Below are 21483 nucleotides of genomic sequence, written 5' to 3'. Positions count from 1 at the left end.
AAAACCGTGCTAGGAATCCGAAGCCGGTGATCGCGGCAGGATACGGCGACCCGGTCCGGCCCGCTCGCCGGGAGGCGTGCTCACCGGGACCCGCTTATGGTGATCGAAAGCCCTCTTCCCGGTCTGCCCCTTCCCGGTCCGCCACGGAGTGTCCCTGGAGGCCCTCGATGCCGGCCATGCCCCGTAACCGGCTCGCCGTGCGTCGCTGCGCCGGCGCCGGAGCCGTCGCGCTGGCCCTGCTCGGCGCGGGGCTGCCCGCTGCCGCGGCGACGAGCGCCAAGGAGCCGGACCTGAGCCGCTTCTACCGGCAGAAGGCCCACTGGACTGCGTGCAAGGACGTGGAGCTGCCCAAGGACATGCAGTGCGCCAGGGTGACCGTGCCGCTCGACTACGCGAAACCGGCCAAGGGCACCATCGACCTGGCGCTGTCCCGGTACCGGGCGACCGGGAAGTCACGCGGCTCGGTGCTGCTGAACTTCGGCGGCCCCGGCGGCTCGGGCGTCAGCGGCCTCGGGCAGACCGGCAAGGACTTCATGAGCCTGACCAACGGCTATGACGTGGTCGGCTTCGATCCGCGTGGGGTCGGCCGCTCCTCCCCCGTCAGCTGCGGCGACGGCCTCGACCAGTCCTCGGACGGCGGGAGCACCGGCAAGATCCCCGACGTCGCCCACCCGCAGGCCCTGATGAAGATCCTCGAACAGCTGACGGTCCGGTGCACCGAGCACTCCGGGCCCGTGCTGTCCCACATAGGCACCGTGAACGCCTCCCGCGACCTGGACGTCATCCGCCAGGCGCTCGGCGACAAGAAACTGAACTACCTGGGCTTCTCCTACGGCACCAAGCTCGGCGCGGTGTACGCGGCGCAGTTCCCGCACCAGGTGGGCCGCATGGTCCTGGACGGTGTGGACACGCTGACCGAGTCGCTGGCCGAGCAGGGGGTGGCGGGCGCCCAGGGGCAGCAGACGGCGCTGGACGACTTCCTGGACTGGTGCGTCACCGACCTGGGGTGTCCGTTCGGGCAGGACCGGCGCAAGGCGGGCGAGGCGGTCGCGGAGCTGGTGCGCTCGCTGGACGAGAACCCGGTGCCGTCCGACTTCGGCGGCTCCTTCACCGGTCAGGACCTGGTGGCCGCCATCGGGCAGGGGCTGTACGGCAGGGAACTGTGGCCGCTGCTGGAGCGGGCGCTGGCCTCCCTGATCGAGGACGGGGACACCCGGGCCGTGCAGAACTTCGCGTCGGGGGGCTACTCCCTCCCGGTCGGGCAGCGGCGCGGCAGCGGGCTGGTGGACAGCGCCGACATCCCCGTGGACAACCTGTCCGCCGCCCTGATGGCGATCAACTGCGCCGACGACCCCGACCGGCCGAGCGCCCGGCGGCTCACCCAGGACGTCGACCGGCTCGGCAAGGAGTACCAGCAGGCGTCCCCGATCTTCGGCCGGTTCCGGCTGACCCAGGTGCTGCTCTGCTACGGCCGGCCGCGCGGCACCGACTTCATCCGCGACGAGGTGAAGGACGTGCCGTCCGCCCCGATGCTGCTGGTGGGCACGCGCGGCGACCCGGCGACGCCGTACCGCTGGACGCTCGAGACGGCGAAGCGGCTCGGGCCGTCGGCCGTGGTGCTGGACAACCGGGGCGACGGCCACACCGGGTACACGTCCTCCAAGTGCGTGCACGGCAAGGTCGACGACTTCCTGCTGTACGGCACGCTGCCGGCCGACGGCAGCTCCTGCCCGGCGGACGCCGACGCCCGCGGCGCGGGCACCGGCTCGTCGGGCTGAGGCTCAGGACAGGGTCAGCTCGGGGGTGTAGAGGTCGAGCCAGTGCGCCAGGTCGAGGGTGCGTTCCAGGCCGCGCCGGGCGCCCTGGTTGCTCAGCCCGGTCCGGTGGGCCGCGCGGTCCACCTTCTCGCGGTCGACGAGGTCGAAGACCCGGTGGTCGGGCCGGGTCAGCAGGTCCTTGACCTGGTCCTGGAGGGCCCGGCCGTACTCGGGGTCCTGGGTGGACGGGTAGGGGCTCTTGACCCGGTCGTACACGGACTGCGGCAGGACGTCCCGGGTGGCCTCCCGGAGCAGGGTCTTCTCGCGGCCGTCGAAGGACTTCAGGGCCCAGGGCGCGTTGTAGACGTACTCGACCAGCCGGTGGTCGCAGAACGGCACCCGGACCTCCAGGCCGACGGCCATGCTCATCCGGTCCTTGCGGTCGAGCAGCATGCGTACGAAACGGGTGAGGTGCAGGTAGCTCATCCGGCGCATCCGGAACTCGATGTCGCTCTCCCCGTCCAGGCGCTGGACGCCGGTGACGGCGGAGTGGTAGCCGTCGGCGATGTACGACTCCAGGTCGAGGGACTTGGTGAGGTCGGTGCGCAGCACGTCGGTGTCGTCGCCGAAGTGCCGGCCGGCCAGGTACAGCCAGGGGAAGGTGTCGGCGGTGCGTGCGTCCTCGTCGAAGAACTGCAGGTAACCGCCGAACACCTCGTCGGCGGACTCCCCCGACAGCGCGACGGTGGACTGGTCGCGGACGGCCCGGAAGAGCAGCAGGAGCGAGGCGTCCATGTCCCCGAACCCGGCCGGCAGGTCGCGGGCCCGGATCACCCGCTCGCGGACGGCGGGGTCGGCGAGGCTGTTCACGTCCAGGACGATGTCCTGGTGGTCGGTGCGGGCGAGCCGGGCCACGTCGTGCACGAAGGGCGTGTCGGGGGTGCCACGCAGTTCGTCGGCGACGAAGTTGTCGGTCTGGCCGACGAAGTCGACGGCGAAGCTGCGGACCTTCTCGCCCTGCACGGCGAGCTGACGGGCGGCCAGGGCGGTCATGGCCGAGGAGTCGAGGCCGCCGGAGAGCAGGGTGCAGCGGGGCACGTCGGCGACCAGCTGGCGGCGCACGATGTCGTCGAGAAGCTCGCGGACGGTGGCGACGGTGGTGTCGCGGTCGTCGGGGTGCGGGCGGGTCTCCAGCCGCCAGTAGGTCCGGGTGCGCGGTCCGTGGCGGTCGACGGTGACGACGGTGCCGGGTTCCACCTCCCGCATGCCCTCCCACACGGCGTGCCCGGGGGTCTTGACCATGGTGAACAGCTCGCGCAGCCCGTCCAGGCCGACCCGGGGGCGCACCAGCGGGTTGGCCAGGATCGCCTTCGGCTCGGAGCCGAACAGGACGCCGTCCGGGGTCGGGTACAGGTAGAACGGCTTGATGCCCATACGGTCGCGGATCATCACGAGCTTGTCGTGGCGGCCGTCCCAGACGGCGAAGGCGTACATGCCGTTCAGCCGCTCGGCGACGGTGTCGCCCCACTCCACATAGCCGCGCAGGACGACCTCGGTGTCGGAGTCGGTGGTGAACTCGTGGCCGCGGTCGATGAGTTCGCGGCGCAGCTCGGTGAAGTTGTAGGCCTCGCCGGAGTAGACCATCGCGACGGTGCCGTCCGGGGTGCGGACGGTCATGGGCTGGCGGCCGCCTGGCAGGTCGATGATCGCGAGCCGGCGGTGGCCGAGGGCGGCGGGGCCCTCGCTCCAGGTACCGCGGTCGTCGGGACCGCGGCAGGCCATGGTCTCCGTCATTGCATCCAATGCGCGCGTCTCGGTGGTGAGGTCACGGTCGAAGGAGACCCAGCCGGTGATGCCACACATGCGTTACCTCCTGCTGCCGGCCCCCCGGACAACACCCGCCACCTGCGGTTACACGACGGAAGGCGATTGCCCGAGCGAACCACTTGTATTCAGCACCTATATAACGAGCGTGCGCCCGGGACCCGGGCCGGTCAACCTGGCCGTAACACGAACGGCCGCCCCGCCTCACTCTTTCGGCCGCGCTTTGCCCGCGCGAGGCCCGCGAACCCGCTCCGCACCGGGCCCCGCCCGCCCGGAACAGGCCAACCGCAAAAACTTCCCCAAACGGAACCGGCGCCGCGGTTCTCACCGGGCGCCGGGCACCTGCCGCTGCCGCTGTCGCTGTCGCGTCCTCGCGCTACACGTCCGCGCGCTCCTCGCGCACCGGCGCCGCCGTCAGGAACCGGTCCAGCGTCGCCGTCAGCTCGGCCGGCCGCTCCACGGGAAGCTCATGGCCGGCGTCGATGATCCGGACCTCGGCGTCCGGGTAGGCCTTGGCCATCCGCAGCATCTGTCCGACCGGCAGCTGGATGTCGTGATAGCCGTGCACCATCAGGGTGGGCGCGGTGATCTCCCCGGCCCGGTCGAGGACGTCGAAGGCCCGCATGGCGCCGTACAGCGTCATCACGACCTCGCGCAGGGTGTCCGCGGAGGCGCGGACGTACTCGCGTATCTCCTCGCGGGGGTACCCCGGGGCGAAGGCGCGCTGGATGTTGGCGGCGACGAACAGCTTGAACGGCACCAGGGTGGAGGCCGCCATCAGCAGACCGCGGCCGCGGCTGTACGTCATCCGGCCGATGGAGTTGACCAGCACCATCCGCTCGACCCGCTCGGGGTGGGTGAGCGCGAGGGTCTGGGAGATCATGCCGCCCATGGAGTGACCGACGGGGACGAAACGGTCCACCTCGAGATGGTCGAGCAGGGCGACGACGTCCTGGGAGAGTTCGGCGATCGTCTTCACGCCGGCCCCGGTGCTCTCGCCGTGACCGCGCAGGTCGAGGCGGATCACCCGGCGGTCCTCGGCGAAGTGTGCCATCTGGTGGTCCCAGCGGTGCCGGTCGGCGGTCCAGCCGTGGATGAACACCAGGGGTGCGGCGGCGCCGTCCCGGGGGCCCTCGTCGTCGTACGTCAGCGCCGCTCCGTCGACTTCGAGCTGCGGCATGGGGGCCTCCTGGGGCGTGATCCGGTTACTGCCGGGTACGGTAACCGGCCGCCCCGGCCACCGTCATCGGGCGGCCGGCCTCAACACGGTTACAGCGTGCGTCTGATGGCCGCCACGGTCGCCTCGGCGTCGTCCGCGGACACCGCGAGCCGGGCGAAGGGCGCGGACGGCGCCAGGTCGACCAGGACCACCGGGCCGTGTTCGTGGACGGCGACGAAGTCCTGCCCGCCCGGGTACTGCCAGGCGCCGACGCAGTACCGGTCGGGCAGGAAGCGGCCCGGGTGCGGTTCGCCGCGCAGCACCCGCCACCAGTCGGGCTCCACCGAGGCCCCGCGCACCTGCGCGAGCGGCACCCTGAGCCCGCGGCGGTGGGCGAGCAGCCGCTCCCGCCCTCCCAGACGGACGACGACCTCGTCACCGTCGACGGTCAGCCGGGCCATCGCGCTCACCTCCACCACTCACCGGACGAATCCCGCCGCGTGATTCCCAGCGCGTGATTCCCTTTGGGTTGATTACCCCAAATGCCGCAATGGCGAATCGGCCCTATGGTGCTGGTATGGAGCACGCACTCAGTCCTTCGACCCTCGCCGAGCTGCGCCGCCCGCGCCCCTACCCCGCCGTGTCCGTGCTGACGCCGACGCACCGCCGCGAGCCCGACAACACCCAGGATCCCGTCCGGCTGCGCAATGTCGTGGCCGAGGCGAAGAAGCAGCTGGAGACCGATCCCGCGGTCACCCGCGAGCGCCGCAGCGACCTCTTCGACCAGCTCGACCGGGCCCTCGCCGAGGTCGATCTGGCGCATGCCGAGGACGGTCTGGTGATCTTCGCCGCGCCCGGTGAGCACCAGGTGTGGTCGCTGGCCCGCAGTGTGCCCGAGCGCGTGGTGCTCTCGGACACCTTCCTCACCCGCAACCTGGTCTCGGCCCAGGCCGCCGAGCGGCCGTTCTGGGTGCTGTCGATCTCGGCCGACCGGATCACGCTGTGGAACGGCGGGGTCGACCGGGTCACCGAGAGCGAGGCCGGCGGCTTCCCGATGACCCGCAGCCAGGAGAACTTCGACGCCGAGCGTCTGCAGCGCATCGGAGACATGCCCAGCACCTTCCGTGACGAGGACACCAAGCGCTTCCTGCGGGACGCGGACACCGTGATGGCCGCGCTGCTGCGCGAGGAGCCGCGGCGCCTGTACGTCACCGGCGAGCAGGCCGCTCTGTCCCTGTGGGAGGAGTTCGGCAACGTCGCCAGGAACAGCATCCTGGTACAGCACGGCGGCCTCACGCACGCCGGTCCGGAGGCCGTGTGGCAGGTGATCCGGCCGCTGCTGGAGGCGGACTCCCGCCGCAACACCGCGTCGGTGACCCGGGAACTCGAATCCGCGCGCGGTCACAGGACGTTCGCGGCCGGTGTCGACGAGGTCTGGCAGAGCGCCCGCGAGGGCCGGGTCCGGCTCCTGGCCGTCGAGGAGAACTACCGCACCGCCGTCCGTGACGACGGCGATCACCTGATCCCGGCCGCGAGCGGCGACCTCGATGCCCGCGACGACATCGTGGACGAGATCGTCGAGCAGTGCCTGGAGACCGGTGCCGACGTCCGCTTCGTCCCGGACGGCACCCTGGGCGACGAGAACGGCATCGCCGGGGTGCTGCGGTACTGACGGATCCGCTCCCTCGGCCGACGTCTAGGCTCTGCAGCGTGATCGTCGGCTGAGAGGGAGTGTGGGCGTGGCTGAGCTGCTGGGCGTCGCGGTACTGGGTGCCGGACACATGGGTGCCGACCACATACGACGGCTCGACCAAGTGGTGAGCGGCGCAAGGGTGGCGGCCGTCGCCGACCCCGACCTGGACCGCGCCAAGGAGGCGGTGGCCGGCCTCGACGGGGTCACCGTCCACGCGGATCCGCTGGCCGCCCTGGACGCACCCGGTGTGGAGGCCGTGCTGATCGCCTCGCCCGGCCCGGCGCACGAGGAACCGCTGCTCGCGGCCTTCGCCCGCGGACTGCCGGTGCTGTGCGAGAAGCCCATGGTGCCGGACTCCACAGGTGCGCTGCGGGTGGTGGAGGCCGAAGCCAGGCTCGGCCGCAGGCTGGCCCAGATCGGGTTCATGCGCCGTTACGACGCCGAGTACCAACGCCTCAAGACCCTGCTGGACGGCGGCGGGCTGGGCCGGCCGCTGATGCTGCACTGCACCCACCGCAACGTGTCCTCGCCGCCCGGCTTCACCAGCGCCATGGTGATCAACAGCTCGGTCTCGCACGAGATCGACGCGGCCCGCTGGCTGCTCGGCCAGGAGCTGACCGCGGTGACCGTGCTGCGGCCGCAGCCGTCCTCGGGCGCCCCGCAGGGACTGCTCGACCCGCAGCTGGTGCTCTTCGAGACCGACGGCGGCGCCCTCGTCGACGTCGAGGTCTTCGTCAACTGCGGCTTCGGCTACCAGGTGCGCTGCGAGGCCGTCTGCGAGCGGGGCAGCGCCCGGATCGGGGACGACCACACCATGCTCGTCACCTCGGCGGGCGCCGCCCGCGCGGAGGTGCCCCAGGACTATCTGGTGCGGTTCGCCGACGCCTATGACCGCGAGGTGCAGTCCTGGGTGGACGCCACCCGCCAGGGCCGGGTGACCGGACCGAGTGTCTGGGACGGCTACGCGTCCTCCGTGGTCGCCGAGGCCGGGGTCCGGGCGCAGGAGTCCGGCGGCCGTACGACCGTCGAACTCGCCCCGCGCCCGGACCTGTACGCCGGGGACGTCAGCCGCTGACGCTCGCGGAGCCGGTCTCCAGGTGGCCGGTGAAGCGGCGCGACCAGGTCGCGTCGGAGTCCACCGTGACCGTGAAGTCGTACCAACCACCCTGGTAGGCCACGGCGTTGAAGTAGTCCTCGGCCGAGGCACCGGCGGCGACCTGATAGGTCCAGGGTCCGTCGGTGCGGTAGTTGTTCGCGGTGATGGTGAACTTCACCGGTGCCGAGCCCGAGTTGGTCATCTTGAACCAGACGGCGAGCTTGCCGGTGCCGGGCTCCACGGTGTAACGGGTGCTCACCTCGGCCGACTTGCCGGCCTTGGTCGCGTCGCCCTGGAAGCGGCGCAGGAAGCGGTTGGGGCCGACCATGCTCAGGTCGTACTTGCCGCCGCCGTACCCCGTGCCGATGTTGAAGGAGTCCGAGGCGGTGCCGCCCGCGGTCACCGTGTACTGCCAGGGCGTGGTGTCCCGGTAGGCGTTGGGGTGGATGGAGAAGTGCGCCGCCCGGGTGGCCGGGGTGCCCTGGTTGGCCATGGTGAACCAGGCGAGGATCTTGCCGGCGGTGCCGAACTCCAGGTGGTCCAGGTACCCGTTGGGCTGGTAGGGCAGTGCGCGGGCCGGGCGGGTGCCGGACTCCTGGGCGGGCAGGGCGTTGGTGGTGGGCACCGGGTTGGGCAGCGGACCGCAGGTGGAGTAGCCGATCACGCTGGTCGGGGGCAGGGCGACGGCCCCGGGGACCGGGTTGGCGAAGTCGAAGACGCCGGTCAGGTCGCCGCTCACCGAGCGCCGCCAGGCGCTGATGTTGGGGCAGTTCGCGGGCTTGCCGAGGGCCGCGGTCCAGGTCTCCAGGAAGCGCAGCACGGAGGTGTGCTCGAAGACCTCGGAGGAGACCCAGCCGCCGCGCGTCCAGGGCGAGATGACGATCATCGGAACGCGGAACCCGAAGCCGTACGGCACGCCGTTCAGGAACTCACCGGCCGTGCCGGCGGGCGGCGCCGGGGGCGGGACGTGGTCGAAGTAGCCGTCGTTTTCGTCGTAGTTGAGGAACAAGACGGTCGAGTTGAAGACGTCCTCGTCGGCGGCGAGGGCCTGATAGACCAGGTTGACGAAGTGGGCGCCGTCGCCGGGCGGGGCGTAGGGGTGCTCGGAGAAGGCCTGGTTGGCGACCACCCAGGAGACCTGCGGGAGGGTGCCCGCGACGACGTCGGCCTTGATGGCGGCGGCGATGTCGTCGGGGGTGGAGCCCGTCACCCTCGGGACCGAGGCCATGCCCCGGTCGTACAGCGGGTTGCCCGCCTTGGCGCCGGCGAAGTTCTTGAAGTAGGCGCAGCCGTTGTCCCCGTAGTTGTCCTGGGCGTTCTGGTAGACCTTCCAGGTCACTCCGGCGTTCTGCAGCGCCTCGGCGTAGTTCTGCCAGGTCAGGCCGGACTCGTCACCGCCGTCGTAGCTGGCTGCGTCGACCTTGCCGCTCCACAGGTAGGTGCGGTTGGGGCCGGTGGCGCTGAGGGTGGAGCAGAAGTAGGCGTCGCAGATCGTGTAGTTGTCGGCGAGCGCGTAGTGGAAGGGAATGTCGGACCGGTCCAGATAGCCGAGGGACCGTACGTTGCCGACTCCCGCGACCCAGTTGTCGAGGCGGCCCTTGTTCCAGGCGGAGTGCTGGGAGGACCACGAGTGCGGCAGGTCGCCGTTGCACTGGGCCAGGGTCTCGCCGTTCTGGCCGCCGGCGTCGGGGGTGGCGCTGAGCTTCCAGGGATACTGGCGGCCCGACCCGTTGGGCTGGTTGAAGACCGGGTAGCCGCCGCTCAGGGTGATACCGCTGCGGTCCGCGAAGCCGCGGACACCCTTGAGGCGCCCGAAGTAGTGGTCGAAGCTGCGGTTCTCCTGCATCAGGACGACCACGTGCTGTACGTCCGAGATCGTGCCGGTCGCCGTGGCCGGGGCCGCGGCCGCGGCCGCCGTCCGTGGGCCTGCGGCGCTCACCGCCATGCCCGCCGCCACGGAAGCGCCCAGTCCCACAAAGCCTCTTCGGCTGATCGGTGTCATTCGCCCCGTCCTCGTCACGGGTGTGCCCGTGTGGCACACCGCGCGCAAGGGTGCACGGGGCGTTCATCAGGGTCCGGACCGGAGCGGTGAGACGGAGTGAACAGAATTCAAAGTACGCGTCGGTCGCCGCCGGATCCCTCTCAGACACCCCCGAACAACGTGCTCAGACCCCGCTCCACGACCGCCTCGACGTCCTCCTCCCCCGGCGCCACCACCTCGTGGGTGCGCTGCAGGAAGCGGACGAGCGCCTGGGTGTCGAACTGGAGCAGGGCGAGCCCGTGCGGCGAGTGGAACTCCACGGCCGTACGGCCCCGGCCGCAGGGCCAGATGTGCACGTCCCCGCGCCCGGCGGGGACATCGAGACCCTGGTCGAGGAGCGAGCGCGCGAAGGTCCAGGTGACCTCCTCGCCGCCGAGGGTGACCTCGGCGGGGAAGTCGACGAACACGGCCAGCGGATCACCGGAGGTGTACCGGAGCGTGGCGGGCACCGGGACCTCCTGGTCCTCGGCGGTGATCAGCCGGGCGCGGGCGGGTTGCTCGAAAGTGATGTCCATGCCTGTAGGACTCCACAGGTGCCCTTCGCATGACGCGAAATCCGGACAGAGTTGCCGCGGTTGGCCGAGACCCCGACACTGTGAACACAGGCACGTCGAACAGTCGCCCGAGCGCGACACGAAGGCTCTTGAAAGTAAGTCAAGTCGCGTAGCGCACCTACGACTTGCCCACCCGACCGCGTACGTCTTTCATAGCGGTCCACCAGCCCGTGAAGACTCTGGCATATGCCAGAAGCACCACCGTATCGGGTGTTGCCAAATCCCTTACGGGGCGTCGCAGGCTGTGCAACAGTCGTAACCGGTCCCCCGCCCGTCCTGGCCGTACCGTCCCCGCATCGGAGTGCGTCATGCCGTCCCATGTCTCCGCGGACCGCCCCGCCGCCCAGCCGCCCGGGCGCGGCTCGGTCGAGGCGTTGATATCGCAGACGCGGCGGCTCAAGGGCGACGTGGACGCCGTACGACGGGACACCCGGAGCGACGGTGCGGACCCCCGGGACCGCTGGCAGCGCGCGCTGTACGACCTGGCCCTGCATCAGCTCAACGATCTGGACGAGCACCTGGCGCAGCTGCGGGACGGCCCCGCGCCCCTGGCGCCCGGACCGGACACCGCGCCGGTGCACCGGTCTGCGCCGGCCGACATCCCGCACGGTTCGCTGCTCAGCCGGGTGGGCAGCGCGGAGTGGAACCTCCTGACGGACGAGGCCAGTTGGTCCGGCGAGCTCTACCAGATCCTCGGCCGCGACCCGGCCGCGCCCGCGCTCACCCTCGACGAACTGCCCGCCCTGGTCCTGGACGAGGACCGGCCCGGACTGACCGCGATGGTCACCGACTGCCTGGTCGACGCCAAGCCGATCGACGGCGAGTTCCGCGTCCTGCGGCCCGACGGGAACGTGCGGACCGTGCACATGATGGGCGAGCCGGTGCTCGGCGGTGACGGCAGCACCGCCTCGATGTGGGCCGTGCTGCGGGACGTCAGCGAACTGCGGCGCAGTCAGCGCACGGTGCGCGAGACCCGTGACTCGATGCGTCATCAGCACCGGCAGGACCGTACCGAGCAGCGGCTCGCGGCCGAACTGCAGGAAGCCGTGCTGCCGCCGGGGCGCAGTGCGCTGCGGCTGCCACGCGGCGGCCCGGGCACCCTCGACGCCGCCGCCCGCCACCTGCCGTCCGGGGCCGGCGCCCTGCTCGGCGGCGACTGGTACGACGCGCTGGACCTGCCCGACGGCGACACCCTGCTCAGCGTCGGCGACCTCACCGGACACGGTGTCGCCGTCGCCTCGGGCATGGCGATGCTGCTGGGCGCCGTGCGCGGCATGGCGATGGCCGGTGCCCAGCCGGGGCAGCTCATGTCCCTGCTGAACCAGTTGCTCGACGCGACCGTGCAACCCGCCCTCGGCAGCGCCGTCTGCTGCCGCTACCGCCCCATGACCCGCACCCTGACCTGGGCACAGGCAGGGCACCCCGCCCCGCTGCTGTTCCGCGACGGGACGGGGTGCGTGCTGAGCGCGCCGGACGGCGTACTGCTCGGCGCGACCTCGGGAGCCGGTTACGGGCAGGCCGAAGTGACCCTGGAACCGGGCGATCTGCTCCTGCTGCACACCGACGGGCTGTTGCCCGGGCACAGCGCGGCGGACTCCCTGGACCGTCTCCTCGGCCTGTCCCCGCGGTTCGGGGCGGCACCCACCGCCCAGGACTGTGTCAGGGCCGTGATCGAGGAGTTCGGCGAGACCGAACGCGAGGACGAGGCCTGCGTGCTCATCGCCAAGGTGAGTGAATAAGGGCGGCTGCCGCCACCCGGATCAACCAGTGAGTCTGGATGCGCACAGGCCCCCTACGCCTGTGCGCTGTTGTTCGTCCCCCTGTTCCTGACCTTGGGCAGGGCGAGCTTGATCTCCTCCCGCAGGTCCTGGATCCTCGGATAGCTGGAGTATTCGGCGGTGAGCCGGTACATCTGGCGCAGCCGGTCCCAGGTGCGGTGGGAGGAGTTCGATCCCATCGACACCAGGGCCAACCGTGCGTAGTGGCCCGCCTGTTCGGGGTCGTCCGCGATGAAGCAGGCGGAGGCCATGGAGAGGAAGTCGAAGATCTTCGACCGCTCCTGCTTGCTGTCGGCCCTCAACGTCAGGGCCTTGTCCGCATAGTGCCGGGCGTGCACGGCCGCGCTCGGGTCATGGTCGGCCAGCGTGCGGTAGGCCAGGGCCTGCATGCCGTACAGATCCGCCTCGTTGAACATCTGCATCCAGCTCGGCGGCGGCACGTCGCTGCGGTCCGAGACGAAGAGGCTCTCCGCCTGGCCGAGGGTGCGGCGCATCGCCTGGCCCTTGCCCATCGACGCCTGTGCCCACGCCTCGATGGTGTGGAACATCGCCTGGGTGCGCGGCAGCACCTCGTGACCCGAGCCGGACTGGGCGAGTTTCATCAGGTCGAGCGCCTCGTCGGGCCGGCCGATGTGCACCATCTGGCGAGCCGCCCTGGAGAGCGCCTCCCCGGCACGCGGCCGGTCACCGCCCTCACGGGCCGCGTGGGCGGCGATGACGAAGTACTTCTGGGCCGTGGGCTCCAGGCCGATGTCGTGCGACATCCAGCCCGCGAGCACGGCGAGGTTGGCGGCGACGCCCCACAGGCGCCGCTGGAGATGGTCGGGGTGACGGTAGGCGAGCATGCCGCCCACTTCGTTGAGCTGTCCCACCACGGCCTTGCGCTGCAGCCCGCCGCCGCGGGCCGCGTCCCAGGCACGGAACACCTCGACGGAGCGCTCCAGTTCCTCGATCTCCTCGGATCCGATGGGGGCGGCCTCGTAGCGGTCGAACCCAGCGGGGTCGGCGTGCAGAGGATCGTCGAGGACGGGGGCGTCGGCCTTCAGGGTGGGGTCGGTGTGCAGCCAGTCGTACATGGCGCTGCTGAGTACGGATCCCGCGGTGAGCGCGGCACCCGCGCCCACCAAGCCGCGTCGGTTGAGCATGAGGTCCATTCCCGTGAATTCGGTGAGGACCGCGGCGGTTCGTTCGGGCGCCCACGGCATGCCGTCGGGATGTTCCACGTTCCCGTCGTCCGGCCGTTTTCCCGTACGCCCGTGCCGTACCAGACCGAGGTCCTCGATGGTCACGACACGGCCGAGACGCTCGGTGAACAGGGCCGCCAGCACCCGCGGCACCGGATCGCGCGGGATCTCTCCCGTGTCGATCCACCGCCGCACCCGGGAGGTGTCGGTCGCCAGCTGGGGGTGGCCCATCGCCGCCGCCTGCCGGTTGACCAGCCTCGCGAGTTCGCCCTTGGACCAGCCGGCCAGGCCGAACAGGTCCGAGAGACGGGTGTTGGATTGTCCGCTCACGTCAAGCCCCCAGGTTCTCGGCTGAGTTGACAGTAGCCCCGTGACGATTGCCGGGCGACTATTCGCCACGGTTCGCCAGGGTGCGCCAGATGGTGTGCCACTGGGCGACGGGTGTCAGGTAGGAACGCGCCACCCCGACCCGGTCGCCACTCGACGGGCACACTCCCCAGGGTGTGCCCGGGCGGCCGGGCCGGGTGGGCGCCGAGGACCTCTCGCAGGACTTCTCAGGCAGGCACCGCAGGTACACGAAGGGATCTGTATCGCCCATGTACGCAGCATCGTCCTCCGTGTCCGCCCCGCCCCGGACGCTGCGCCCCCGCCCGGCGGGCAGCGGACCCTATCTCGACCCCGCGCGTACAGGGGCCGCCGTTCCGGTCGTGGGCCGGCAACGGCGCGCCGCGGGGCCCGGCACCCAACCGCTCAGCGGGAGACTCGACCTGTCCGGCCCCCAGGGGGCACAGCTGCGCACCGCCATCGCGTCGGTGCACCGGATCTGCCCGGAGTTCGCTCCGGTGCAGGTGCTGCGGCGCTCCGGGCGGTCCGTGATCCTCGTCGGGACGACAGGGCGCAGCACGGCAGTAGCCAAGTGTCTACTGGACCACTCCCCCGCCTGGGCGGAGCGGATCCGCCACGAAATAGCCGCATACCGCTCGTTCGTCCGGCAGCGGCCTCCCATCCGGGTGCCGCGGCTGATCGCGGCCGACCCGGACAACTGCACGCTGGTGATCGAGCGGATGCCCGGTCGGGTGGCGGCGGTACAGCGCCACCCGGCGGAGGCTCCGCCCCGGGCGGACATCCGGGCCGCCCTGGGCGCGATCTGCCGCCTGAACGCCTGGCGACCCCCGGCCGGCACCTTCGACGCCCCGGTGGACTACGCGGCCCGTATCTCCCGGTACCACGAGCTGGGTCTGCTCACCGACCGGGACATGGGTGACCTGCAGAAGCTGCTGCACGGCATCGCGGTCGCGGCGGGCCGGCAGGGGATGGGCCAGTTCTGCCACGGCGACGCCCTGCTGTCGAACATCCTGTTGTCGCCGGCCGGTCCAGTGCTGGTGGACTGGGAGCACGCGGGCTGGTACCTGCCGGGGTACGACCTGGCGACCCTCTGGTCGGTGCTCGGGGACGCTCCGGTGGCGCGTCGTCAGATCAGCCAGATCGCCCAGTCGGCGGGGCCCGCGTCGCGGGACGCCTTCCTGGTGAACCTGATGCTGGTCCTCACCCGGGAGATCCGGACCTACGAGACCGCCGTGCAGCGTTCGATGCACGACGCGACCCCGGCGGCACAGGGTATGGCCCATCCGAGTGCCGCGCCGACCGGCGAGGAACAGCGGCTGCTGCTCCGGCGGCTGCACGACGACTGCCAGCTGGCCCGCCGGGCCGTGCGCGCGGCGGTCGGCACTCGCTGACGGGGACGGGAATCCGCGGTGCGCTCAGGGCAACCGCGCGCCGCGGATTTCTCGGACGGCCGTACCGTTCACTGGTGTACGCCACTGACGCCGCGCAGGCCGGGAGCCTCCGGCGCGAAACTCCCACGATCATCGTATGACATGGGAATTCTCCCTCCTCTGGGCATGATTGACGGATCGTCGGCAAGCCGGTACCACTGAGCCACGCTCAGCCCCGCACGCCCCGCCGCGCTCGATCGCCCCAGGAGGCCGCATTGCGAGGATCCGTCACCGAGCCAGCGCCCACTCGTGGCGGCAGACGTATGCGGAGGGCGGCCGCTGCGGTCGGCTCCGCGGCGTTGCTGTTGCCGTTGCTGGGTGCCGCTCCGCCGCCCGGCGAGACCTCGTCGTCCGCCGGACTGCTCCAGCGTGCGTTCGCGTCCGCCGCCGCCGAGTACCACGTACCGCAGAGCGTTCTGCTGGCCGTCTCCTATCTCCAGTCCCGCTGGGACACCCATGGCGGCGCGCCGAGTGTGACGGGCGGCTACGGCCCGATGCACCTCACCGACGCGCGCACCGCGCTGGCCACCACCACCGAGCACTTCGCCGACGGAACCGAGGACGCCCGCGGCGACAGCGCCCGCCCGGCCCTGCACCCCAGCGTCAAGGTGCCGGCGAACTCCGCGCTCCCGGCCCGCCTCAGGACCCTGGTCCGGGCCGCCGGGCTGACCGGCATCCCCGCGGCCGAGCTGCGCACCGACCCGGCGGCGAACGTGGCCGGCGGCGCCGCCCTGCTGGCCTCCGCCCAGCAGTCCCTGCACCAGCCGCTCAGCGCCGACCCGGCCGACTGGTACGGCGCGATCGCCCGTTTCTCCGGCGCCGACGACTCGGCGACCGCGGCGGCGTACGCGAACGACGTGTTCGACGTCCTCCACACGGGCGAGGAGCGCACCACCGACGAGGGACAGCTCGTCGCCCTCGCCGCCCAGCCGAAGCTGACGGCCGACAGCGCGCAGCTGAAGCTGACCGGGCTGCGCACCGTGGCGGCGGACGACACGGAATGCCCGACAACGGTGTCGTGCGAATGGATCCCGGCGCCCTACGAGGAGTTCGGGGACAACGACTACGGCAACCACGACCTCGGCGACCGGCCGGCCTCGCAGAGCATCAAGTACATCGTCATCCATGACACGGAAGGCGCCTGGGACGGGACCATCAACCTGGTCCAGGACCCGACCTATGTGTCCTGGAACTACACCATCCGCTCGACCGACGGTCTGATCGCCCAGCACGTCAAGGCGAAGGACGTGGCCTGGCACGCGGGCAACTGGTACATCAACGCCAAGTCGATCGGCATCGAGCACGAGGGCTTCCTCGCCGCGCCGGACGCCTGGTACACGGAGGCGATGTACCGGTCGTCGGCCCGGCTGGTGAAGTACCTGACCACCGAGTACGGCATCCCGCTGGACCGGCAGCACATCCTGGGCCACGACAACGTGCCGGGGCCGACCACCTCCACGATCCCCGGGATGCACACCGACCCCGGCCCGTACTGGGACTGGCGGCACTACTTCGAGCTGCTGGAGCACCCCTTCAAGCGCACGGCGGGCAAGAAGGGCGGTCTGGTGACGATCCTGCCGGACTACGCCACGAACCAGCCGACGTACACCGGTTGTGCCACCAGTGGCCAGCCGTGCGCCGCGCACGGTTCCAGTGAGGTACGGCTGTACTCCGACCACGACGAGAGCTCGGCCCTGATCAAGGACATCGGCCTCGGCAGGACGCCGACGGCCGACGTGAACGATCTCTCCTCGCGGGTCTCCACCGGCCAGCAGTACGCGGTGGCGGACACCTGGGGTGACTGGACGGCGATCTGGTACCTGGGGCAGAAGGCCTGGTTCAAGAACCCGGCGAAGGCGCCGACGGCGGTGACCGCGGCGGGGCTGGTGGTGACGCCCAAGGCGGGCCTGACCAGCATCCCGGTGTACGGCCGCGCCTATCCGGAGGCGTCCGCGTACCCCTCCGGGGTACCCACGCAGGCGGTGTCGGCGCTGCCGTACACCATCCCCGCGGGCCAGGAGTACGTGGTCGGTGACGCGGTGCCGGGCGAGTACTACTACGCGGTCACCTTCGACACCGCCTCGCACCGGGTCGTGGTCGGCAAGGACCTGTACTACGAGATCCAGTACGGCCACCGGGTCGAGTTCGTCCGCGCGGCCGACGTGACGGTGGCGCCCGCCGGCAGGTGGGGGCGGAGGTAACCGTCGTCAGCCCTGCTGGAACAACTCCGCCGGGAGCGGCTTCAGCAGGGCGTACAGGTCGTCCGTGATCGGGCGGTCCCAGGCGGCGATGGTCACGAGGACGCCGTCACTGCGGTCGAACTGGACACAGGAGATCCGGCTCTCGGAGAGCTTGAGGCGACGCACGATCAGCAGGTTGTCCCCCTGCAGCACCGGCATGTCCTCGGTGCCGACGACGGTGACGTCCTCGTCGTTCTCCAGCGCGAGCAGGAGCTGGCCCACCTCGAAGGGGACCTCGTCCTCGGCGACCTCGCGGGCCGGGGAGCCCTCGGGGAGGTTGCCGATGATCATCGCGGGGCCGCGGCCGCCGAAGAGGTCGTAGCGCAGGAAGACGCCCTGGCAGGTGCCGTCGGGGGCGGGCAGCAGCCCGGCGCCGAGGTTGCCGGGCCAGTCGCCCGGGTCCATGGCCAGTACGTCGAAGTCGGGGCCGGCGGGAGTGGCGCTGCGGCGACGGAGGAACGACATGCGGTCCATGGTACGGGGCCCCGGCGCTTTCCCCACCGCCGCGCCTCCCCGATGGGTGCGCCCGGACACGCGTCACGAGAAGCGCACGTCGCTCAGATCGATGCTCACCATGACGTGATCATGATCGGGCCGTCCGTCGGTCCCGCGCAGATACGCGCGACGCCTGGTCGGGAACCTGATGCCGTCCCCTTCCTCGAAGTCGGTGACGTACTGGGCGGCCGCGAACCCGCCGGCGATGTCCACGTGGTAGTCGTGCCGCCTGAGGAGCAGGTCGTCCCCGAAGTAGAAGTCCTGGACCGTGCTGTGGCTTGCGACGGCGTCCGGGAACGTGACCCGCAGACCGCGCCAGCGCTTGGTCGGCGATTCGGCCCAGGCCTCCTTCTCTTCCACGATCATGCCGTCCATGATCATGAAAAAGGGTGTGGTCAGGTACGTCCACAGCGCGTAGCCGTTGAAATAGGCACGGTCCAGCGGATCCCAGGGGGTGTCCAGGACGTGCCCCGAGAACGACTCGCGCGGGTCGAGACGCTCGGCGACGACCGTGCCGTCGCTCCGCATGATCGCTACCCGGCCGGGCGTGAAGTCGGTGTGCTGTTCGGGGGAGCCGAAGGGACTCACCGACGCGCGTTCCTCGTGCAGACCGATTGTCATTCGGCGCGGCTGGAGGTCCTGAGGCAGGCCCTTGGCCGCGAAGAGTTCGCCGTCGCTGACGATGGTGGCCGTCGCGGTCGTCAGCTGCTCCCACCGCCGCACGCCGCCGTGGGCCTCGAGAACGTCGGAGAGCAGGCCGCTCATTCTTCTCCTCGCCCCGTGGACGGGCACCGTCGCGCTCCAGGCATGTGGGGCGGCACCCTCGAACACGACAACGTTCCAACGAAACGCACCCTCCCGCATCCCGGGCCGTCCGTGGTCGGCGGACCGCCTCACCACGGGGGACCCGGACGGACCAAGCCCGCGATCGTGACGGCCCATGGCGCCTTCTCCGGCTCCGGCAGCCGGGCGCCCCGTCCCGCCGCGGGAGCGCCCGCGCCGACACCGCCACCGGCCTCGGCCCGGCCGTCGAACTCGCCGCCGGACCGCCGCGCGGCGGAGCCACATGTCGGATGCGGCCCCGCGCGCCTGGGTGGGTCGTCGCCGACCGCTGCTAGAGAGGCGCCGTCTCCGCCGCTGCCAGTTCGGCTCGCGCCTCGTCCGCCAGGCCGTCCGCCTCGCACCGCTCGGCCGTCTCCAGGCCCCTGCGGAGGTGGCCGACGTCGCGGAGTTCCCGGCCCAGGGACACCTGCGCGCACGCCAGTTCATAAGCTGCCGGAGAGCGTTCCAGGTGGGACACCGCTTCCTTCAGGTAGGTCAGGCGGGCCGGACCCGTCGTGACCTCCGCCGCCGTGCGCAGGGCCTGTCCGATCGCCGACGGGGCACCGAACTGGCGGGCGCGGCCGACCGCTTCCAGGGCCGTGGCCAGCGCACGGTCGGGTGCGTCGTGGCTCTCGGCGCGGGCCAGGTGGAGCTGCCAGGGGCACCACGCGGGGTTGCGGATACCGCGTGGTTCCAGGCGGCGGCCCGCGGCTGAGAGCTCGGCCACCGCCTCCTGGGTGCGGCCGCGCGCGAGGAGCAGTTCGCCGTAGACCGTCTGGGCGTCGGGGAAGACCACGGCCGCCGGGAAGGGCTCGTGGAAGGAGTGGTGCTCGGCGACCTGTGTGGCCTCGTCGGTGCGGCCGCGGGCGAGCAGGGTCTGGACGAGGGTGCCGACCGCGTACCAGTGGGCGGGGGTGCCGGGGCCGACGCGTTCGGCGAGGCGCAGCCCGGAGCGGACCAGGTCCTCGGCCTCGGCGAGGCGGCCGCGCCGGTAGCGGACGTAACCGTGGAGGGTGTACGCGAAGGAGAGGTGCGCGCCGCGCCAGCCCTGGCGTTCGAAGTCGGCGGTGCCGGTGGCGAAGAGTTCCTCGGTGCGGTCGGGCCGGTCGGCGTACATGAAGGCGAGGGCGACCAGGACGGGCACCTCGAAACCGCGGTCCGACTCGGCCCAGCCCAGGCCGCCGGCGAGGGCGCGCTCGGCGTGGTGGAGCGCCACCTGCGCGGGCTCGCCGCGCTGGACCGCGTCCCAGGTGCGCAGGCCGATGATGTACCGCTCGGTGAGGTCGCGGCCCTGGAGCCGGTCGGCGAGCCGGGCCAGCCGGCGGGAGCGGGAGGGGTGGTCGGGTTCGTCGGCGCGGAAGGCGTCCCACATGAACTGTTCGGAGAGCATCCGCAGCCGGACCCGGGCGTCGCCGGTCAGCCGGATCTCCCGGGCCAGGGTCTCGGAGGCCTCGGCGAGCCGGTCGCTGTGGGCGAGGACCTGGGAGAGGCGGTAGACGATGTTCTGGCGCAGTTCGGGCTCGGCGATGGGCTCCGCGAGGGCCGCCCGCAGGTGGTTGACGGTGGTGGCGGGTTCGGTGAGCAGGGAGGCGCTGCCGAGTTCGTAGAGGACGGCGGCGCGGTCCTTGGCGGGCGGGGGTTCGCGCAGCGCGCGGGCGAGGTAGCGGCAGGCGGCGTCGGGGGCGCCGGCCCGCAGGGTCTCGCCGGCGGCGGCGCGCAGCCGCTGGACGACCCAGGTGTCGCCCTCGGGGTGGGTTTCCAGCAGGTGGCGGGCGGCGGTGGCGGCGGGCTGGCCGTCGTCGGTGACGCACCAGGCGGCCTGGCCGTGCAGGGCGACCCGGACGCCGGGTGGGATGGCCCGGTAGACGGCGGTGGCGATCAGCGGGTGGACGAACTCCAGGGTCTCGGCGCCGGTGAGGACACGGACGCCGCGCAGGGCGTCGGCGGCGTCGGCGGCCTCCTCGTGGCCGAGGCCGGCGACGGCGGCGGCGAGCGCGGGATGGATCTCGGTGCCGAGCACGGCGCAGGCCCAGGCGAACCGGACGGTGGAGGGACCGAGGCGCTCCAGCCGGGCGATCAGGCCGCTGCCCTTGACGGCGGCGGCGAGGTCGCGCAGCAGGGGGGCGCCGGCCTCGGTGGGGTCGAGGCCGCGGTCGTGGACCTTTGCGGTCAGTTCGACGGTCTCGAAGGGGTTGCCGGCGGTGACGGCCCAGCACTCGTGGCAGAAGGTGTCGTCGGCGTGCGCGCCGAGGCTCTCGCGGACCAGGCCGGCGACGGCGCCGGCGCTGAGCGGTTCCAGGTCGTGCGGGCGGCCGCCGGCCCGGCCGGGCAGTCCGCGCAACGACTCGGCGTGGTCCGGGAGTTCGTCGGGCCGGTAGGCGACGACGACGAGCAGCGGGAGTTGCTCGGCGCGGGGTGCGAACGCGGCGAGCCAGCCGAGGGATTCGGGGTCGGCCCAGTGCGCGTCGTCGAGGACGAGGACCATCGGTGCCTGGCGCACCACGAGGTGGGTGAGCACCCAGTCGAGGCCGTCGCGCAGGCCCTGCTGGTCCGGCGGGGCGCCCTCGGTGGGGGCGCACAGGCCCAGGGCGGGGCCGACGATGTCGTACCAACTGCCCAGTGAGGCGCGGAGTTCGGCCTCCGGCGCACCGGCGAGGCGGGGCTGCAGGAGCTGGCGGGCGACGTGGAAGGCGACGCGCTGTTCCTGGTCGCCGCCGCGGGCGGAGAGCACGGTGCAGCCCTGGGCGGCGGCGCGGCGGCGGACCTCGGCGAGCAGCGTGGTCTTGCCGATGCCGGCGCGGCCGGCGAAGGCGAGCAGGGCGCCGAGCGGCCGGTCGGCCGGTGCCGCGCCGTTCGCGCTCAGGCCGGTGAGTTCCGCCAACGCCTCGTCGACGGTGGCGAGTTCGCTCTCCCGTTCGTAGAGCGTCCGTCGGTTGCGAAGGACCCGCTGTCCCATGACCACCCCCTGCCACGGTGATGCGCGAGCGCGGGGAGCGGGCGCGCACCGTGGCTTGCAGGCAGCTCAGCGTACGCCCGATGAGCGTGATCCGCTCCCTACTGACGGT

Annotated in this window: 15 protein-coding genes; 6 read left to right on the top strand and 9 right to left on the bottom strand. The window is 71.8% G+C overall.

Features of this window, described 5'->3' with window-relative positions:
- The first annotated feature begins 167 nt into the window (after positions 1 to 167).
- Positions 168 to 1778: an alpha/beta hydrolase gene (locus ACWDGI_RS36565; RefSeq protein WP_450766626.1), complete on the top strand. Its 1611-nt coding sequence runs from the start codon at positions 168 to 170 to the stop codon at positions 1776 to 1778.
- A 3-nt stretch (positions 1779 to 1781) separates the two neighbouring features.
- Here the strand turns inward: ACWDGI_RS36565 and asnB are convergent, their stop codons facing one another.
- The 3 genes from asnB to ACWDGI_RS36550 all read right to left on the bottom strand — a co-directional run bounded on the left by asnB (position 1782) and on the right by ACWDGI_RS36550 (position 5201).
- On the bottom strand, positions 1782 to 3620 hold the full coding sequence (gene asnB, locus ACWDGI_RS36560; RefSeq protein ID WP_450766624.1) for an asparagine synthase (glutamine-hydrolyzing): 1839 nt from the start codon (positions 3618 to 3620) through the stop codon (positions 1782 to 1784).
- Positions 3621 to 3957: 337 nt separating this feature from the next.
- On the bottom strand, positions 3958 to 4761 hold the full coding sequence (locus ACWDGI_RS36555; RefSeq protein ID WP_450766622.1) for an alpha/beta fold hydrolase: 804 nt from the start codon (positions 4759 to 4761) through the stop codon (positions 3958 to 3960).
- Between the two features lie 89 nt (positions 4762 to 4850).
- Positions 4851 to 5201 (bottom strand): hypothetical protein, encoded by a 351-nt coding sequence (locus ACWDGI_RS36550; RefSeq protein WP_450766620.1) that lies wholly within the window; start codon positions 5199 to 5201, stop codon positions 4851 to 4853.
- A gap of 116 nt (positions 5202 to 5317) precedes the next feature.
- Here ACWDGI_RS36550 and ACWDGI_RS36545 point away from each other — a divergent pair, with 116 nt between their 5' ends.
- Both ACWDGI_RS36545 and ACWDGI_RS36540 read left to right on the top strand, forming a co-directional pair.
- Positions 5318 to 6412, top strand: coding sequence for a baeRF3 domain-containing protein (locus tag ACWDGI_RS36545; protein ID WP_450766618.1), 1095 nt, complete (start codon positions 5318 to 5320; stop codon positions 6410 to 6412).
- Between the two features lie 67 nt (positions 6413 to 6479).
- Positions 6480 to 7508, top strand: a complete 1029-nt coding sequence (locus tag ACWDGI_RS36540; RefSeq protein WP_450766616.1) for a Gfo/Idh/MocA family protein — start codon at positions 6480 to 6482, stop codon at positions 7506 to 7508.
- On the opposite strand, the gene ACWDGI_RS36535 is transcribed toward ACWDGI_RS36540, so the two are convergent.
- Both ACWDGI_RS36535 and ACWDGI_RS36530 read right to left on the bottom strand, forming a co-directional pair.
- The gene (locus tag ACWDGI_RS36535; RefSeq protein ID WP_450766614.1) at positions 7498 to 9531 is read right to left on the bottom strand and encodes a phosphocholine-specific phospholipase C; all 2034 of its coding nucleotides are present in this window, start codon (positions 9529 to 9531) and stop codon (positions 7498 to 7500) included. The genes ACWDGI_RS36540 and ACWDGI_RS36535 overlap by 11 nt on opposite strands.
- A 140-nt stretch (positions 9532 to 9671) precedes the next feature.
- Entirely contained in the window at positions 9672 to 10085 is a 414-nt protein-coding gene (locus tag ACWDGI_RS36530; RefSeq protein ID WP_351707504.1) for an SsgA family sporulation/cell division regulator, read from the bottom strand.
- 347 nt (positions 10086 to 10432) lie between these two features.
- On the opposite strand from ACWDGI_RS36530, the gene ACWDGI_RS36525 reads away from it, so the two are divergent.
- Positions 10433 to 11863: a PP2C family protein-serine/threonine phosphatase gene (locus ACWDGI_RS36525; protein ID WP_450766612.1), complete on the top strand. Its 1431-nt coding sequence runs from the start codon at positions 10433 to 10435 to the stop codon at positions 11861 to 11863.
- 53 nt (positions 11864 to 11916) lie between these two features.
- On the opposite strand, the gene ACWDGI_RS36520 is transcribed toward ACWDGI_RS36525, so the two are convergent.
- Complete coding sequence (locus ACWDGI_RS36520; RefSeq protein ID WP_450766610.1) at positions 11917 to 13416, bottom strand: DNA-binding protein NsdB; 1500 nt, start codon at positions 13414 to 13416, stop codon at positions 11917 to 11919.
- Positions 13417 to 13682: 266 nt separating this feature from the next.
- Here ACWDGI_RS36520 and ACWDGI_RS36515 point away from each other — a divergent pair, with 266 nt between their 5' ends.
- Together ACWDGI_RS36515 and ACWDGI_RS36510 are read left to right on the top strand one after the other, a co-directional pair.
- Positions 13683 to 14822, top strand: coding sequence for an aminoglycoside phosphotransferase family protein (locus ACWDGI_RS36515; RefSeq protein ID WP_450766608.1), 1140 nt, complete (start codon positions 13683 to 13685; stop codon positions 14820 to 14822).
- 254 nt (positions 14823 to 15076) lie between these two features.
- Positions 15077 to 17062, top strand: a complete 1986-nt coding sequence (locus tag ACWDGI_RS36510) for an N-acetylmuramoyl-L-alanine amidase (protein ID WP_450766606.1) — start codon at positions 15077 to 15079, stop codon at positions 17060 to 17062.
- Positions 17063 to 17068: 6 nt separating this feature from the next.
- Here the strand turns inward: ACWDGI_RS36510 and ACWDGI_RS36505 are convergent, their stop codons facing one another.
- The 3 genes from ACWDGI_RS36505 to ACWDGI_RS36495 all read right to left on the bottom strand — a co-directional run bounded on the left by ACWDGI_RS36505 (position 17069) and on the right by ACWDGI_RS36495 (position 21374).
- Positions 17069 to 17566 carry a glycosyltransferase family protein gene (locus tag ACWDGI_RS36505; protein WP_046731250.1) on the bottom strand — a complete coding sequence of 166 codons (498 nt, stop codon included), beginning with the start codon at positions 17564 to 17566 and terminating at the stop codon, positions 17069 to 17071.
- 72 nt (positions 17567 to 17638) lie between these two features.
- Positions 17639 to 18361: a hypothetical protein gene (locus ACWDGI_RS36500; protein ID WP_450766604.1), complete on the bottom strand. Its 723-nt coding sequence runs from the start codon at positions 18359 to 18361 to the stop codon at positions 17639 to 17641.
- A gap of 349 nt (positions 18362 to 18710) precedes the next feature.
- Positions 18711 to 21374: an ATP-binding protein gene (locus ACWDGI_RS36495; protein ID WP_450766602.1), complete on the bottom strand. Its 2664-nt coding sequence runs from the start codon at positions 21372 to 21374 to the stop codon at positions 18711 to 18713.
- Positions 21375 to 21483 lie beyond the last annotated feature (109 nt).

Source organism: Streptomyces sp. NPDC001220 (assembly GCF_053597895.1).
Note: the sequence above shows the minus strand (reverse complement) of the source record. Positions and strands in the feature narration are given on the sequence as shown.